Here is a 19,215-nt window from a genome sequence, read left to right as displayed (position 1 = left end):
AACCCCGACACCCCTATTCGCTCCTTAAACTATTTACCGGGTTTGCCAGTGCTGCCTTTACCGATTTTAAGCTGATGGTAGTTAATGCAATTAAGAATGTCGCTACCGCGGCCAAAGCAAATATCCACCAATGCAATGGCGTACGGTAAGCAAAATTCTGCAGCCAGCGGTTCATACAATAATAACCCAGGGGCATAGCAATTACTGTGGCCAGTAATACTGGTTTCAGCAAATCTTTTGATAGTAAAAGCAATATATTTTGTACCGATGAGCCCAATACTTTACGTACACCTATTTCTTTGGTACGCTTGGCAGCAGTGAATGATGCCAGGCCAAATAAACCGAGGCATGCGATAAATATAGCCAGCCCCGAAAAAATACCGAGCATTGTTTGCTGCCTGATATCTGTACGATAGGTAACATCAAATTGCTGATCAAGGAATTTATATTCAAACGGGTAAATTGGTGCTACCTCGTTGTAGATGTTTTTAATGTCGGCTAATGATGATTTGATATGGCCTGGTTTTAATTTTATTACCGCTACTCTCTTGTCTTCGCTTGGCGAAATTACCAGGGCGTCCATATTTTCTTTGAGCGACAGGAAATTAAAATCTTCAATTACGCCTATGATATGACGCTTCTTATCATCGCGCACGGTGTTTTTTATCCATTTGCCGAGGGCCTGTTCAGGTGTAAAACCAAGCAATTTGGCCGCGGTGCGGTTTACAAGTACCGCTTCGGTGGTATCGGTAGCAAACTGAGGCGAGAAATCCCTGCCGGCTATTACTTTAAGGCCAAGGGTCTTTACAAATTCGAAATCGGCAAATTCTGATCGTGATTTAAATACTTCATGCTGCCCTTCAGCTTCAAATCCCTGAACATCGAAAAAACCTCCCGGCTCGCCCGACATGAGCGATACGGAAGCCACATTGCCCGAATTTTGTAGTTGGTCTTTAAAAGCACGCCTGTGGTTATAAATATCATTATTATCGATACTTACTATTACGGTTTGGGCTTTATCATAACCTAATGATTTGTTTTTAACAAAACTCATCTGGTTCATGATAACGATGGTACTGATGATCAGCAACACCGAAATACTAAACTGCGTTACCACCAGCGACTGCCGAAAGAACGTGCCGCCCCTGCCAAGCCGTAATTTTCCCTTTAATGCCTGTATTGGCGAAAACGCCGAAAGGAAAAACGCAGGATAACTGCCGGCTAAAAAACCAACAACTAATATTACGCCTGCCAGGAACAAATAAATGGGCGGCTGGTTCCAGGCCACTGTTAAAGTATATCCGAGCAGTTGATTGTACCAGGGCATCAGCATTAATAATAAACCTACAGACAGCGCACATGAAATCAAGGCCAGCAGAAGCGACTCGCCAATAAACTGGATAATTAAGTGATTACGCAAAGCGCCCATTACCTTCCGCATACCCACTTCTTTGGATCGCTCTACCGCCCTTATGGTAGACAGGTTCATGAAATTGATACAGGCAATAAGCATAATGAGTATGGCGATGGATATAAATATGAATACCACAGTTCTGTCGCCATGCTTTACGGTATCAAATGCCGATGACTGTTCAAAATAAATATCTTTAAGCGGGGTAAGTTTAAGGTCGAACTTGCTTCCCATACGGGCCATATCCTTGCCCATATATTTATCCATAAACTGCGGGAAGCGGCTTTCCAGCTGTGCCTGGCTTATATGTTCATCAAGCAGCACATAAACATACATGCTGTTATTGATCCATATATCAAAACCATTATCGTGCACATAGTTTGATATAGGCATCACCATGTCAAAATCAAGGTGCGAATTTGACGGAACATCCTTTACAACAGCAGTCACTTTTAATTGCAGGCTTTTATCCATCCGCACTACCTTGCCCATGGCATCATCAACATTGCCAAAATATCGTTTAGCTGTTGTTTCGGTAAGTACAATACTGCCCGGCTCTTTAAGAGCTGTTGCGGCATTGCCTTTAATAAAGGGGAAAGAAAACAATGTAAAAAAACCGGCATCGGTGGCAAATACTTTCTTTTCATTAAAAGCTTTTTCACCAAATGATACCAGGTCGTTCCTGGGAGAAACACGTACTGCCTGCTTTACCTCCTGAGGGTAATCATTTAGCAAAGCCGGCGCATAAGGTCCCGATAAATAAGGAACCCTTGCTTTTGTAGCATCAAAACCCCGCATAACACGGTAAATGTTTTTCCCTTTACTATGAAAGTTATCAAAGCTGAACTCATTACTAATATACAGGAAAATCATGAGGCACACTGTAATGCCCATGGTTAGCCCCAGGATATGAATGAGCGAAAAAGCTTTATTCTTATAAAGGTTTCGCCACGCGATTTTGATGTAATTTTTTAACATGATCTTCTCATTAAATCCTAACTTGTCTGTTCAATTTTACTCACCACTCACCACTCACCACTCACCTATTCACTCTTCAAACTTTTAGCCGGGTTCACAGTTGCAGCCCTTACCGATTGTGCACCTATAGTTATAAAAGCTATGAATATGGCAGCAGCGCCTGCTAACGCAAAAACCCACCACTGTACGCCTACCTGGTAAGCAAAACCCTGCAGCCATTTACTCATGCCATACCAGGCCAGCGGCGATGCTATGACGGTGGCGATTAATACCAGCTTTAACAGATCTTTCGACAACAGGGTAACGATATTGGTTACACTTGCACCCAAAACTTTCCTGATACCTATTTCCTTAACCCGCTGTTCGGCGGTAAAGGTTACCAGGCCAAAAAGGCCAAGGCATGCTATGCAAATAGCCAGGATGGTAAATATGAACAGGATGCTCCCCTGTTTTTGCTCGGACTTGTACTGATTGGCAAAATTCTGATCGAGAAAGTGGTATTCCACTTTATTCTCTATATCAAAACGGCCGTATATCTTGCTGATATAATTAAGGGTGGCTGGTATATTATTCTTGCTTACCCGTACGTATAAATTATCCTCGTCGTTTGCAGCTGCAGGCATTCTCATAACCATTGGGGCTACTTTATGCTGTAATGAATACGTATTAAAATCCTTTACTACACCTATAATTTTCTGCGTAATGACTTTACCATCCTGATCAACTCCGCTGCGAACTAACCTGCCCACCGCATCTTTCCAGCCTAACTCATTCACAAGTGTTTCGTTCACAATAATGGCGTCTTTTTGGTCGGTAGCCATTGCTGATGAAAAATTGCGCCCCTTTGCCATCTTAACCTGCAGTGTTGGGATAAAATCTTCATCCACAATCAGGTTTTCTACAAACTTTGATTCGGCATTTGGCTTTCCGTCGCTGCTGATATTAAAATCGCCCGAACCTATATCATTGTTACCAATGGGGTTTCCGGCTACACCTACGCTTTCAACAGAGGGGTTTTGCAGCAACTGGTTTTTTATTGCCGCGATCTTGGTTCTTGCAGATTTATCACTAATGTGGAAGGTAAGCACCTGCGCCTTATTAAAACCGAGGTCCTTGTTCATTACATAATGTAATTGTTGGTATATGATACATGAACCGGCTATCATGACTATGGTAACTATAAACTGAAATACCACCAGCGATTTGCGGAATAGTATAGTTGAAGCCTGGCTGCCTGTTTGCCCCTTCATGGCCGGAATAGTGGCAAAGCCCGAAAGTAACAAGGCCGGATATAAGCCGCTCAAAATACCGGTAACTAAAGCGAAAGCTATAGCAATACCCGCTGTTTTGGTCAATCCAAACTGAAGCAGTATTAAACTTTTACCCGAAAGCTGGTTAAAATATGGCAGCGCGAGTTGAATGATCATCCCGGCTAACAGTGTTGCTATCACGGTAAGCAAAACAGACTCGGCAAAAAACATAAGCATCAGTTGATTTTTGCTGGAGCCTATTACCTTGCGCACACCTACTTCCTTAATCCGTACCGATGAGCGGGCTGTGGTCAGGTTTATATAATTGATAACTGCAATAGCCAAAATCAACAGGGCAACTACGCCAAACACATATACATAAGTGATATTACCGTTTGAACCAATTTCATAATCTAAATTTGAGTTAAGGTGGATGGAGGTAAGCGGCTGCAGTTCCATTTTATAATGCCGGGCGCCGCGGCCACCTTTCAGATATTTGTTGTAAAACGCGTCGGAGCCTGCTTCAATTTTCTTAAAATCGTCATGCTCCTTTAAAAGTATATAGGTATATACGTTCGCATTACCCCAGGGCGTGGTGTAACCAGCCGGCAGTGCGCGCAAAGCCTTAAAGGTGAAGTGCGAATTTACAGGAACATCATCAATAACAGCTGTAACGGTATTGGGGGTATTCTCTATTAGTATAGTTTTATCAACGGCATCTGCTGCGTTGCCGAATAGGGCTTGTGCCAGGGTTTGGGTTAATACTATTGATTGTGGCTTTGCCAAAGCATTATTGGCTTCGCCGTATAAAAAGTGGTAGGTGAATACATTAAAGATGGCATTATCTGTAAAGAACATGCTACCTTCGTTGATCTGCTTATCGCCATAAGTTATTTTACCACCGCCTTCCGCGTCAATTCTGATGGCAGCCTCTACTTCTGGATAATCGTTTTTTAATGCCGGGGCATAAGGTGCCGAGGTCACTGCCAGATTGAACTTGCCGCCATTCCAGTCGCCATGCTGCACCACGCGAAATATCCGGTCGGCTTTGGCATTGTAACGGTCATAACTTAACTCATCGGTAACATATAAAGTAATGAGCCAAAAAGCGGCAACACCAGTGGCAAGGCCGCAAATATTGATTAATGAAAAAACTTTATGTTTTATAAGGTTTCTCCAGGCTATTTTAAAGTAATTCCTTAACATAGGGTAATTGGTTTTAAATCTACTTGTAAAATGCGTACCAAACACACAACTAACTAATTACAAGCAATTTAAAAATAAAACATCAAAACCAAACGTACGCAACCGGAACACCTGTTGTTCGGATATGATACAGTTTGACCCGTCCTGAAAAGACTATACATTTTGTTAGGTTAATCCTGATTGAACAATACATCAGATTTTGTTAATCCTGATTAGTACTGTCCTGTTCGGTTAGTAAATATAATTCATAAACGAACAGTGGCTTGTTTGCCGGGTTGGAATGTGGGAAACTCACAGAGTTTTCCATATTTCAACCCGTTTTTCTTTTTTTGCTTCTTTTTTTCTTTTTGCCGGTACCTCCTTTTTGTGAATAACAATAATGATCTACAATCGAGTTTATTTAGACAGCCTTAACTACAGGGTTTTCTTTTTGCCATTTTCGCTGATAGCTTTTCCAACGCCTTTTAAGTGCATGCTGCTGAGTATGCGCCTGACTTGGCGTTAGATAGTCACAACTGCCATGTGGCCTGACCTCGTTATAAGTCTTGATACTTTTTTCTATTTTCTGCCGGGTCTGTTCAAAGTTCAGCGAGCTGCTATAGAGATTGAACTCTTCTTTAATAATCCCGTTCATCCGCTCGGCCAATGCATTCTCATATGGATCTCCGTTTTGTGTCATGCTGATTTGTACACCGTGAAACAGGAGCACGTTTACATAGTCTTTCGAGCAGTACTGTGATCCCCTGTCAGAATGATGGATAAGCAGGCGGTCATGGTATATGCGGTTATTTAAAGCCATTTGCAACGCCTCTAGGCAGCCTTGCGCCAGCATATCGTCACGGAAGCAATAACCCATAATCTTCCTGGAGAAAGCGTCTGTGATCAGCGACAAATAGCCCCATTGATTCATTACCCTGATATAAGTCATATCACTTACCCAAACCTGCTCTGGCCTTGCTACCGGCAAATCTTTTACTAGGTTATTGTATTTATGCATCCAATGCCTGGAATCTGTTGTATAAGCCTTCTTTTTACGTTGCCGGATCAATAGCTTATGAACGCCCAGCAAATCAAATAAATAATCCCTGCCTACAACAATACCATGGGATTTTAACCGGGGAGCCAGCATGTGTATCATTTTTCGGGTTCCCAGACGGGGAAGTGAGTCCCTGGTCTCATAAACCAACTGCAGGATGACGTCTTCCTTCAAAGAATCATTCTGCGCTCTCCATAAATGATCGTAATGGGCATGACGGGTCTTGCCAAACAGCCTGCAAAGAACCTCCCAGCTTAACTGGGGATAATCTTGCTTAATTATCATGACTGTTTGGCGCCAGGCTTTTTTCTGATGGCTATTTTAAATTGCTCCTCAGCAACGTCGATCAGCGTATTAAGGGCGTGAATCTTTAATTGCGCTTCCTGGAGAGCTTTTTTCAAAGCCTGTTTTTCAGAATCTGCTGTATCGGGCTGTTCTGTGGCTTTTTTCTTCATCGCATTTCGAGAGTCTATGACAAGATCGGGATTTTTTCTGGAAGCTGTCTTTAGCCACCGGACTAAAACATCGCCACCCAATTCATAAGTCTTTCTAGCCTGGTGCCTCGTTAACTGCCCTTGCTGAATTAACCGTATAATAGTTTCCTTTTCTGCTTTACTCAAATGCTTTCCCTGACGCTTTGCCTGATATTCAGGCGATCCATGATCGCGCATCCAGTCTGATAAAGTACTTCTGGCTACACCATACTTTTTGGTAAACACACTTCTGGCAACGCCATGCTCAATAGCTTTGATAATCTCGTCGCGAACGGCTACCTGAAAATGACCCTGTTCCGAGAAGCGAACCATTTGCATTAATTTTTCCTCTTTTTTCATCTTACACTAATAGTTTTAGTGTATAGTTTTTTTAGGACGAGTCAGTTTTAAGGTGATGAGTTGAGAGTTTTGAGTTATAAGTTCTGAGTGGTGAGTACTGAGTTATACGTTCTTAAATCAGGACTTATCTATTTTTTTACGCTATAGTGTCCGACAAATTTCACTCACCACTCACTACTCACCACTCAGTACTCACTACTCATTCACTTCGCAAATTTTTAACCGGGTTACTCAGGGCGGCTTTTATGGCTTGCCAGCTTACAGTAAGAAGGCACACCACCACACTTACACCTATGGTAGCCGCAAATACCCATAAACTCATATTGGTACGATACGTGTAATGCCCAAGCCAATTGTTCATGTAATACCAGCTGATGGCCGACCCGATGACGAACGAAATGACAACGAGTATTAAAAACTCTTTTGACAGGTTGAACCACAGGTTACTGATGCTGGCGCCAAGTACCTTACGGATACTGATCTCCTTTTTACGCTGCTCTGCCGAGAACGATGCCAGGCCAAATAAGCCCAGGCAAGATATCACGATAGCCAGTACGGTGAACGAGCTCGACAAAGTACCCAGTAATTTTTCTGTTTTGAACTTCTCACCAAAGGTTTCGTCAACAAATTTGTATTGGAAAGGGTACTCTGGGTTATACTTTTTGTAGATGGCCTCAACAGTTGCCAGGCTTTTTGATACCGGAGCTTTTGGATTTAAACGTACGCCTATTGCGTTTGCCCAACCTTTATTAAAGCCTATAATTACCGGTTTTACAGGTTCATAGGGTGATCCCCATACAAAATTTTTAACAACCCCGATAACAGCACATGAGGTACCCTGCCATTTAACTATCTGTCCTAAAGGAGCTTTCAGGTGCATCATTTTAACAGCTGCTTCATTAAGTATAACAGCGGCAGTGTCTGCCGGTCTGCCCTCTTCAAAATCGCGGCCGGCAAGAATATTCAGGCCGAAGGTTGGAACAAAATGATAGGATGTGGCAATTTGGTCAATCGGTATCTTGTCTTCGCCCGCCAGTTGCCCGGGCCAGGTAACACCCCAGGTACTGCTGTTATTATTGGCAATACTGCCCGATGAGGTAGCAGCATCCACCACTGCACCCGAATTAATGATATCCCTTCTGAAATTATCAAATTCCTTAATCATATTACCCTCCAGATCAAGCTCTATTAAACCATTTTGTGCATAGCCTACGGGCCGGTTTTTGATGTAGTCGATCTGTTTGTAAATAAGTATGCTCGAAAGTATAAGGCAGGTAGCAAAAATAAACTGTAAAACCACCAGTATCTGCCTGGTATGCAGTGTTTTTTTACCGGTATTATTTGCACCTTTTAAAACCTTTACCGGTTTAAATGACGATAAAAACAGGGCCGGGTAACTTCCTGCCAGTATGCCGGTTATCAGGATTACCATAATGGCGGTTATCCATGTCCATTGATTGGCAAGAGGAACAATCATTTGCTTACCTATTATCTCATTAAAATACGGCATCAGCACCCGCATCAATATAACCGCTAACAGAAATGCAAGGAAAGCGGTCAGGATAGATTCGCTTAAAAATTGCTGAACAATGGCTACTCTCCGGGCTCCTACCACCTTACGGATGCCAACCTCGCGCGATCGGCGCTCAGACCGAGCGGTGCTCAGGTTCATGAAATTGATGCAGGCGATCAGTAAAATACCAACGGCCAGGAAAAGGAACAACCTCACATACTCGATACTGCCGCCTGTATTTACCCCATTTTTAAATTCGCTATATAGATGCCACCTGGTAAACGGATAAAGGAACAGCTCATTTTCCTTGTTTTTAACGTCATAGCGGGTAATCAGTTTTTTCATTTCGCGGTTAAGCTTATCTACATTTGCGCCAGGTTTTAATAACACATAAGTTGCAAATGAATAATTACCCCACCCGGAGGTCTTTAACCAGGGTTGAACAGATTCATTGAATTTCCACGAGATAATGGCCTTTGACCTGAAGGTTGAATTTTCAGGCATGTCTTTGATAACAGCGGTAACTTTTACCAGATCTTTACCATTAAGCTTTACCATCTTCCCTATCGGATCGGTATCCCCAAACAGCGCCTTCACTGCTGATTCTGTCATGATAACCGAGGCCAGGTCTTTAAACGCGTCGTGTTTGTTACCTTTAACAAAATCAAATGTGAACATATCCAGAAATGATTCATCGGCAGCCATTAAATTAAATTTGAGCGGCTTATTGTTGTAATTAAACAACTGATCGTACCCCCAGGTGGCGCGCACTGCAGTCTCTACTTCTGGATAATCTTTTATAATGGCCGGGGCTGCCGGCACCGGGGTGGCGTCGCCGGTATATATTTCGCCGTTGGCCGGCTGGTTTCTTAAAACCTTGTATATCCTGTCCTTTTTCTGGTGAAAGCCATCAAAAGCAAATTCATTATATACATAAATCAGCAGCATAAAGCTTACTGCCATTCCCACGCCTAAGCCGCCAATATTAATGGCAGAGTATAGTTTGTTTTTAACCAGACTTCTCCAGGCTATTTTAAAATAATTTTTAATCATGGTATTTTAAATATTAAGAGCCAAACTATATTACATGAACAGCTTTATGCTTCAGTGTTACGCTTTTAGCTAAATTACTCGCTCCGTAAACTTTTAACAGGGTTTATTAATGCCGCCTTTATGGATTGTACACTGATGGTTGCCAGCGCTATAAGTGTAGCACCACCGCCAGCAAGCACAAATACCCAGGCCGTAATACTAATTTTATAGGCATAATCCTGCAACCACTTATCCATCGCATACCAGGCTACAGGTACAGCTATGAAAATAGATATGATGATGAGCACGATAAACTCAGTAGCCAAAAGCCTCACAATACCGGCAACGCTTGATCCCAGCACTTTGCGGATACCAATTTCCCTGGTTTTTACCTGTGCCGAGTAGGTTGCCAAACCAAACAGCCCCATACATGAAATAACAATGGCCAGTGCCGAAAACAGGTTAAATAATGAACCGGTGCGTTCATCTGCCTTGTAAAGCATATCAAAGTTTTCATCTAAAAACGAATAGGCCAGCGGCATATCATTGTTGTACTGCTTCCAGCTGCGCTGGGCAGCAGCAATGGCCTTTTGGGCATCCCTGCCCGTTGTTTTGATGTATATGCGGAAACAATTATCAGGATTATAAATCAACACAGAGGGCTCAATCTTTTTACGCATGCTTGCGAAGTGAAAATCTTTCATCACGCCTATAACCGTTCCCCGGGTTTTTTGTATCCGTATAGTTTTACCCACCGGATCTTTAAGGCCCATGGCACTTACGGCCGCTTCGTTCAAAATATAATGGGTTGAATCGGCTACCACACCGGTAAAGGCGCTCCCGTCTTTCATTTTCATCTTGAAAAAGCTTATAAAATCCTTGTCTACAAATACAGGGTGAAACAACAGGTTTGCCTTTGGCGATTTACCCTCCCAGTCAGCGTCGCCCGTCCAGCCGTTATTGTCAATAATATTGGTGCCCCCTCTTGAAACCGCCAAAACACCCGGCTGCTTCAACAGCTCCGCCTTTACCGCGTCATAATGCTTCTGCATGTCCTGCATGGAAAACGACAGCACGTTTTCTTTGTCGTACCCTAAGTTTTTTTCGTGGATATACTTTAATTGTTTGCCTATGATCAGCGTACCTATAATAAGCATTATGGATATGGTAAACTGCAGCACTACCAGCACTTTTCTGAAGGCTGCATTGCCAATACCTGCAGTTACGCGTCCCTTTAACGCCTTCAAAGGTTCAAACGACGATAATAATAAGGCCGGATAAATGCTCGACGCGGCAAGCGTGCCGGCTAATGTTAACGCAATATATACCCATACCTCGTAATTGGTTATCGCCAATTCCAGCTGCTTGCCCGAAAAACTGTTATAAAACGGCATGAGCACGTACATTAACCCCACCGCAAATACGGTAGCAATCAGAAACAGCATGGTGGTTTCAACCATAAACTGCATAAATAATTGAAACTTACCTGCACCGATAATTTTACGCATGCTCACTTCCTTAGCCCTCAGCATTGACCGTGCTGTAGACAGGTTTACGTAGTTGATACAGGCTATTACCAGTATCAAAATGGCTACAATAGCAAAGGTGCGTACGGTTTCAATGCCGCCATTACTGCCATCGGTTTTATACAGGTGCATTTGCAGCAGCGGTTGCGCCATGTAAGGTACCGGTGCATCATCTGGTTTATTGCGTTCATGTATGGTTTGCAGCTTTTTTTCCAGTTGCGCTATATTGGTATTGGGTTTCAGGAGCAGGTAGGTTTCAAATCCAAAATTTATCCAGTCGGCATCCATTGACGATATGCGGTTGGTACCGTTATAACTCCTGGCATCTTTAATATAAGCCTGCTGGTTAAACCGGCTTAACGGAAGCAACGCATTGCATTTGATGCTCGAATTAGCCGGGTAATCATCAACCACACCGGTAACTTTAAGTACATCCTTTTGGCCCAGGGTTATTGTTTTGCCTACAGGCTCATCGTTACCAAAGTATTTTTTGGCCAGGGTTTGGGTAATAACAACCGAATTATTATCCGGGAAAGGATTTTTCGCCTCGCCTTTGATCAAATGAAAATCAAATACCGAAAAGTAAGAAGGATCGGTAAAAGCTATATTTTGTTCAATAAATATTTTGTCCTTATACTTAAACGAAGTATTGCCAATGTTCATGATGCGCACACCATCTTTAACTTCGGGTAATTCGTTTTTCGCGAAAGTAGCAACAGGGGCTATAATGTAATTGAGCATTTGCTTGCTTACATCGGTACCACCAACTATGGCTATCCGGTATATTTCGGGGCCTTTTTTGTTAAACTTGTCAAAGCTCAATTCATCCTGCACCCAAAGCAGCATAAACAGACCAACAACCAAACCAAAGGTGAGGCCAGTTACATTGATGGCCGTGTAAAACTTGTTATTGGTAATATTACGCCAGGCCGTTTTTAAATAATTTTTGATCATAATACTTTTTTTAGCTTAAAGCATAAAGCCAAAGGCTTAAAGCTTTACCGGGTTAATTATCTATTAATGGCTCAATACTTTTGACTTTACACATTGAGCTTTTCGTTCTTCTCCGTTTTTTTTAAAGCTTTATGCTTTCTGCCTTTGGCTTTAAGCTCCTATCTACTCACTCCTTAAACTTTTCACCGGGTTTGCCAATGCAGCCTTGATAGATTGAAAGCTAACCGTAACCAAAGCTATTAATATGGCAACCACACCAGCTACAATAAATACCCACCAGTTTATACCTATGTGGTACTGATAGTTTTTTAACCAGTTTTGCATTGCCCAATAAGCCAGAGGAAAAGCTACAGCGCATGACAGCACCACTAATTTTAAAAAGTCGCCCGAAAGCAAGCCTGCCAAACCAGATGTGCTGGCACCAAGCACTTTACGGATCCCTATTTCTTTTGTTCTGCGTTCGGCTGTGTAAGACGCCAATCCGAACAGGCCCAGGCACGAAATAATGATGGCAAGGGAGGCAAACACCCTTGCAAGTTGACTCACCAGGGCTTCAGACAAAAACTTCTGGTTAAACTCATCTTCAACAAATCTATAATCAAACGGATACGCCGGATTATCCTTTTTCATAATGTTTTGCATGCTGGTCAAAACCTTTTCAATATCGCTGCCTGGTTTCATGCGCACATACATTACCGATGTTTGATTTGGAGATGCGCACAGAAACATTACCGGATCAGGCTTGCCATACATGTTACCATATACATAATCATTTACTACACCAACTATTGTAGCGCTGGTGGTATCTCCCTCATGCCGAAGTGTTTTACCTACGGCACTTCCTTTCCCCATTAGTTTTTCTAATGACTTAGTGATCAATAAACGGACTGGTTTGACGGTATCTGCCATCGTAAGGTTTCGGCCATCGAGCACCGTAAGGCCGGATGTTTCCATAAACTCGGGTGTAACAAATCTTCGTGATATCAATACTTTTGAATTGGCCGGTTTTCCATCCCAGGTCATTTCTGAAGTGTTGTTTCCACCATAAATAATACCATGATCTGCAAGGGCAACATTGGTTATATATCCTGTACTCAAAAGGTCTTGTTTTATCAGATCATAATTTTGAGCCATGTTGCCTTGCATAGGCATATCAATAAGGTTATTCTTATTAAAGCCAAGCTGCCGGCTTTTTACATGCTGAATTTGCTGATAAACAATAATAGTACAGATAATCAACACTATAGAAACCGTGAATTGCAACACTACCAAACCTTTACGAATAAACGTTGCGCCGCTGCTTTTTAACCTGACACCTTTAAGCACTGCTACCGGGTTAAATGATGACAGGTATAGTGCAGGATAACTGCCTGCCACCAGGCCGCAAACCATAGTGATAAGCAACAGTGCAACGATATGGGCGGGGTTACCCAAACCAATTGTTAACTGTTTTTGAACCAATGTGTTAAATACAGGTAAAATAAGCGCAACCAAAACCATGGCGATAAAAGCTGCGACAAAGGCCATAAATAAAGCTTCGCCAATAAACTGGCCTATCAGCAGTTTTTTGCCTGCCCCCAATACTTTTCGCACTCCAACTTCACGGGCCCGTTTTTCGCTGCGGGCCGTGGCCAGGTTCATGAAATTAATACAGGCTATAAATAAAATAATCCAGGCTATAATGGTAAACAGGTGCACATATTCAATTTGTCCGCCCCCGGTTTGTTTCCCATCCTTAAAATCACTGTATAAATGCCAGTCGTTCATGGCAAACAAAAAGGAATGCCCCAGTGCAGTGGGTTCACGCCTTTGAATGTAATTATATAACTGTTTATTTATGGTTTCGGGATCAACACCCGGTTTTAACTCTGCATAGGTGGCTGTTCCCTGATTTCCCCAGTTTGTTAGCCATGGATTTTGATCAAAAAATACCTTATATGGCATAAGCCATTCAAACTGAACACTTGAATTTGCAGGTATATCTTTTAAAACCCCCGATACTACATAATTGTGCTTATTATCAACCCGTATGCTTTTTCCTATTATGTTTTGATCATTACCAAAAAACTTTTTTGCTGTTTTTTGAGTGATAACCAATGAATGCAACTGTAAAAAAGCTGTAGCCGCGTTGCCCTGTGCAAATTGCAGGGTAAACATATTAAAGATAGATGGGTCGGCATATTTTCCGGAAGCAAAAAACGACCTGTCGCCCACGGCAAACAGAAATGATGTTTCCCCCTCTGTTGTACGGCACGTATTGGCTATACCGGGCAATTCGGTTTGCATTGCCGGCCCCATTAAGCCCGGGGTTGATGATTCTGTAAAAACATAGGTATCATATTTCTGATTCTCCAAAATCAAATACAACCTGTCTTTTTTTACATTTACAACATCAAAATTTACCTCATCCTCAACCCATAAAAATATCAGGGCGGCACAGGCTATTCCTATTGCCAGCCCAAATATGTTTAAAAAACTGTAGGTCCTGTTCTTTAACAGGCTACGCCACATGAGTTTTATATTGTTCCTGATCATAAGATCCGTTTTATTAAATTTTTTTATACTGGTTTGCAGTAGCGCTATTCGTTTCTTAAACTTTTCACAGGGTTAATTAATGCTGCTTTTATAGCCTGGTAAGCAATTGTAATAGCTGCTATAATTGCCGACGCAGCTATGGCCACAATAAATATTCCCGGCCCTATACTAATGTGATAGGCAAAATTCTGGAGCCAGGTATGCATAATGTAATAACCAAGCGGCGCCGCCACCAGGAAGGCAATGCCAATTAAAAATATAAACTCCCTGGTAAACAGGTTTACAATACTGTACACAGATGCACCCAGCACCTTTCGGATGCCTACCTCTTTGGTACGTTGTGAGGCTGCAAAAGCAATTAGCCCATATAAACCCAAACAACCTATTAAAATGGCGATATAGGAAAACAACTGAAAAGCGGTATATACTTTTTGCTCCTGTTTATACATGGCGGCAATATGTTCATCAATAAATTCGTACCGGAACAAGTTATCAGGAAACAGCTTTGACCATTGTTTACCAATATAACCAATGGTTTTGTTCATACCTGCCGGCTGCATACGGATACCGGCCATAAATAGCCTGTCGGCATTATATTCCAAAACACAGGCCCGGCGTTTTTTATGTTTCGATTCGCTTTGAAAATCCTTCATCACGCCAACGATGATTGATTGCTGGTCGCCGTTTAGTGTTACATGCTTGTTTATTGCTTTTTGCGGGTCCTGGAAACCCAGCTTCTGCATCATGGTTTCGTTGATCACAATACTGTGTAGCGTATCCTTGGGATTCTTTTTCCAAATTTTCTGTCCGGCCAGCATTTTGAGCTGAAACATATCGGTGTATTTCTCGTCAATGTACTTTACTTCCGTTACATCGTCTTTTGTGAGCCCAAGCTCGGGCGAAGAAAAACTGGTGAACGAACTATTATAACTTGGTGCACCCGATGAAAAACTAACTTCCTTTACGCCCGGGTAACTTTCCAGTTGCTGTTCAAAAACCTCCCGTTTGGCAACATCAGGAAGCCCGATAGAAACAACCGCTTCTTTACTAAAACCAAGGTCCTGGTTTTGAAAAAAATCCATCTGATGGGCTACTATCAGCGTGCCCACGATCAATATCTGCGATATAGAGAATTGGGCAATTACCAGGCCTTTGCGCAGCGTTAGCCCTTTAGCTGAAACACTTACCTTGTTTTTCAGGGAATCGACGGGCTGAAACGCCGACTGGATAAAAGATGGATACAAACCAGCCAGCAAAATAACCAGCAAGGTTATACTGGCAATCCATCCTATTACTACGGGTTGCAGCAGTTGCCCTGCATCAATGGTGATCGACATCCACTTCCCTGCCTCGGCCAGGAAAGCAGCACTCAGGAGCACACCCAATATCACCGATATAAGCACCAGCACCGTGGTTTCGCCCATAAACTGCCTGATGAGTTGCTGACGGGTAGCGCCCAAAACCTTACGCACCCCCACCTCTTTTGAACGCCTGATGGCCTGTGCCGTTGCAAGGTTTATAAAGTTGATACAGGCCGTAATGATAATAAGCAGGGCCACCCCTATCAGCGCCCAGTAAGTATCCCTTGATGTAGGTGTTGTAATATTATTGATGTAACGCTGATCGAAATGGATATCCTTTAAAGGCTGTAATGGCATAACGGCAGCTTTGGCAATATCATTACCAAAGTTCTTTTTAACAAAACCGGGCATCTTTTTTTGAAGCTGGCGGATAGAATAATTAGGCGGAACAACAATATAGGCATAACTACCGCCGGGAATTGCCCAAAAGTGCATGGCGCCCTCCAGCCGTTTACTAATGGTTTGCAGCGATACCAAAAAGTTCAGGGGCATACTGGTATTGCCGGGCAAATCTTTAATTACGCCGGTAACCTTAAGGTTTAAATCGTTATCGAGGTTGATCAGCTGCCCCATGGCATTGCTTTTATCAAAGTATTTTTGGGCAATGGTTTCGGTAAGTACCACGCTGTTGGGTTGCCGGAGCGCGGTATTAGGATCGCCGGCCAGCCATTGATAGTCAAAAACCTTGTTGATCTGTTCATCGCCAAAGGCATAGTTTTTTTCGCTGTAACGGTTATCGCCTACTTTAACCACTCCATCGCGCATGAAAAATACCTGGGTGGTGGCCTCCAGTTCGGGAAAGTCGATACGCATGGCCGGTATGATGGCCAATGATACGTTAGAGTTAAAATCGAGCGCGTGCAGGGTTACCCTGTAGGTGCGGTTTGCCTTACTGTTGTAGGCATCATAGCCAAGCTCGTTCCTTACAATTAAAAAAATAATCAGACAGGCGGCAATACCCAGGGTAAGCCCAAAAACATTCAGGAAAGCATAACTCAGGTTACGCCGGATATTTCTGAAAGCAATAACTATATAACTCTTTAACATAACACAGATATTAAATGAAAAAGCTAAATACTAACCTCTAAATGCTAAATTGCCGGGCATTTTTACCCACTACCCACTACCCACTACCCACTACCCACTACTCACTCCGCAAGCTGTTTACCGGGTTATTTAATGCCGCCTTAATGGCCTGAAAACTTATAGTAATAAAAGCAATCAATATGGCCGAAAACCCTGCAATGGCTAAGATCCACCAGTGCAGCTCGGTGCGGTAGGCATAATCCTGCAGCCATTTATTCATAGCATACCAGGCAATCGGCGATGCTATAACAATGGCAATTAACACCAGCATCAGAAAATCCTTAGAAAGCATAGCGGTGATATTGGTAACGCTTGCTCCCAGTACTTTACGGATGCCTATTTCTTTAACCCTCACCTGCGCGGTATAAGTTGCCAAGCCAAACAGGCCAAGACATGATATAAATATGGCTATGCCGGCAAAAATGTCAAAAAGCGTAGCTGTATGCTGTTCTGATTTATAGAGCTCATTATAGTCGTCGTCCAAAAACTTATATTCAAACGGAAAGGTTGAATTATATTGCTTCCACAACTTCTCAACCGTTTTGATTGCTGTAGGGGCATCCTTGCCGGTTGTTTTTATAAATAGTTGCCAGGTGCTTGGCTGGTAAGTAAAAATAACAGGCTCGATGGCTTGTTTTAATGAAGCCATGTGAAAATCCTTTACCACGCCTATTATGATACCCTCGGTATCATGAAATTTAAACCGTTTGCCCACGGGGTTTTTAATACCGGCCAACCTAATAGCGGTTTCATTCAAAATCCAATGCGCCGAATCTGATTTTGCCCCGGTGAAATTTTCTCCGCTCACCAGTTTTATTTTGAACACATTCAAATAATCCTTATCAATAGCATACGGATGCACCAGGAAACTCATATCAGGGTCTTTGCCATCCCACTCAGTATCGCTGGTTGTATTTTGGGCATTTATAATATTGCCGTCGTTGGTGGTAACGCCTGTTATTTCGGGGTGATTAAGCAAATCGGCCTTTATGGCTTCATAATGATCCTGCATACTGTGCATCTGCATACCAAAAACGTACGCTCTGTCATACCCCAACTGTTTTTGCTGTATATAATTTAACTGTTTGTTGATAATGATAGTCCCGATGATGAGCCCGATCGAGAACGCAAACTGGCAAACCACCAGCACCTTTCTGAAAGCAGCATTGCCGGTTCCCGATATTTTACCTTTTAACGCGTTAATGGGCTTAAATGACGAAAGCAGCAATGCTGGGTATATGCTTGAGGCTACGAGCGTAGCCGTTATAGTTACGGCTATTACCTGCCACACACGGGCATCAAACAAATCAAAATGCATTTGCTTGCCTGCAATACCGTTGTAAACCGGCATTACCGCATATATAAGCGCAAAGGCCAGCATAAGTGCGATGGCAAAGCATAATATGGTTTCCGTAATAAACTGTATAAATAAATGCTTTCTTTCGGCACCTATTATTTTACGTACACTTACTTCTTTGGCCCGCATCATGGAGCGTGCTGTTGACAGGTTGATGTAATTGATACACGCTATCAGCAATATCAGTATGGCCACAAATGAAAATACTTTTACTATCTGTATACCGGCCGAGGAACCATCGGGATTGTAAAGATGTATCTGCGCAAGCGGCTGGAGATTGAATATCCCATCTGTATGTTTTATTCCGGGATGATGCTTGAAATGGATTTGGGTAAGCTTTTCGCCTATGGCCTTTGTGGAGGCGTCGGGCCTTACCAACAAAAACGTTTGGGTATAGTAATTACCCCAATCCTCGTCCATTGATTTCCAGTAGTCTTTACCGCTGTACTCCTTTTTCTTCAGGTTCATGGAAAACAACATATCGCCGCTGATACTTGAATTAGCAGGAAAGTCGGCCAGTACACCCGAAACCACATACGGATCTTTGCTGTCGCCCAGCATGGTTTTACCAATAGGATCTTCGTTTCCAAAATAACGTTTGGCAGCGCTCTCAGTAATAATAACCGATTGATCATTTGGGAACGGGTTATTTACATTCCCTTTTAACAGTTTATAATCAAATATTTTAAAGAACGAATTGTCAACATAATTGAGTTTTCTATATTCTTCCTTCAATATTTTATCTTTATATCTGAAAACAGAATACCTGTAGTTTGCCACTATCCGTACCGCGTCAACAACCCCCGGAACTTCCTTTAAAGCATACACGGCTACGGGACTGGGAACACCGCCCCATACCTGCTTGCTCACGCCTGTGCCAATAGAGGCGTTAACCGTATATATCTGGTCGGTTTTTGAGTTAAAGCGGTCATAGCTCAGTTCATCCTGCACCCAAAGTAAAATGAGCATACCTACAGCCAAACCAATGGTAAGGCCTACAATATTAATGGCGCTGTAAAACTTCTTGTTAATTAAGTTTCGCCAGGCGGTTTTGATGTAATTTTTAAACATGTCCTATGCAAATTTTAAACTCTAATTTCTAAAACCTAAATTATTTGAGAACACACAACACGATCC

At 42.6% G+C, this 19,215-nt stretch carries 9 protein-coding genes; all 9 read right to left on the bottom strand.

Annotated elements, in window-relative coordinates; all coding sequences use genetic code 11:
* Positions 1–13: 13 nt before the first annotated feature.
* Positions 14–2,389 (bottom strand): ABC transporter permease, encoded by a 2,376-nt coding sequence (locus SNE25_RS17305; RefSeq protein WP_321560248.1) that lies wholly within the window; start codon positions 2,387–2,389, stop codon positions 14–16.
* Positions 2,390–2,454: 65 nt separating this feature from the next.
* Positions 2,455–4,845: an ABC transporter permease gene (locus SNE25_RS17300; RefSeq protein ID WP_321560247.1), complete on the bottom strand. Its 2,391-nt coding sequence runs from the start codon at positions 4,843–4,845 to the stop codon at positions 2,455–2,457.
* A 400-nt stretch (positions 4,846–5,245) separates the two neighbouring features.
* Positions 5,246–6,166, bottom strand: a complete 921-nt coding sequence (locus tag SNE25_RS17295) for an IS3 family transposase (protein WP_321560246.1) — start codon at positions 6,164–6,166, stop codon at positions 5,246–5,248.
* Positions 6,163–6,714 carry a hypothetical protein gene (locus SNE25_RS17290; protein WP_321560245.1) on the bottom strand — a complete coding sequence of 184 codons (552 nt, stop codon included), beginning with the start codon at positions 6,712–6,714 and terminating at the stop codon, positions 6,163–6,165. The genes SNE25_RS17295 and SNE25_RS17290 overlap by 4 nt, the downstream gene beginning before the upstream one ends.
* 199 nt (positions 6,715–6,913) lie before the next feature.
* Positions 6,914–9,280 (bottom strand): ABC transporter permease, encoded by a 2,367-nt coding sequence (locus SNE25_RS17285; protein ID WP_321560244.1) that lies wholly within the window; start codon positions 9,278–9,280, stop codon positions 6,914–6,916.
* A gap of 74 nt (positions 9,281–9,354) precedes the next feature.
* On the bottom strand, positions 9,355–11,739 hold the full coding sequence (locus SNE25_RS17280; RefSeq protein ID WP_321560243.1) for an ABC transporter permease: 2,385 nt from the start codon (positions 11,737–11,739) through the stop codon (positions 9,355–9,357).
* Positions 11,740–11,901: 162 nt separating this feature from the next.
* Positions 11,902–14,274: an ABC transporter permease gene (locus SNE25_RS17275; RefSeq protein WP_321560242.1), complete on the bottom strand. Its 2,373-nt coding sequence runs from the start codon at positions 14,272–14,274 to the stop codon at positions 11,902–11,904.
* A gap of 44 nt (positions 14,275–14,318) precedes the next feature.
* Positions 14,319–16,682 (bottom strand): ABC transporter permease, encoded by a 2,364-nt coding sequence (locus SNE25_RS17270; RefSeq protein ID WP_321560241.1) that lies wholly within the window; start codon positions 16,680–16,682, stop codon positions 14,319–14,321.
* A gap of 97 nt (positions 16,683–16,779) precedes the next feature.
* The gene (locus SNE25_RS17265; protein WP_321560240.1) at positions 16,780–19,149 is read right to left on the bottom strand and encodes an ABC transporter permease; all 2,370 of its coding nucleotides are present in this window, start codon (positions 19,147–19,149) and stop codon (positions 16,780–16,782) included.
* Positions 19,150–19,215 lie beyond the last annotated feature (66 nt).

Origin of the sequence: Mucilaginibacter sabulilitoris, assembly GCF_034262375.1 — a bacterium.
GTDB classification, from domain to species: domain Bacteria; phylum Bacteroidota; class Bacteroidia; order Sphingobacteriales; family Sphingobacteriaceae; genus Mucilaginibacter; species Mucilaginibacter sabulilitoris.
Note: the sequence above shows the minus strand (reverse complement) of the source record. Positions and strands in the feature narration are given on the sequence as shown.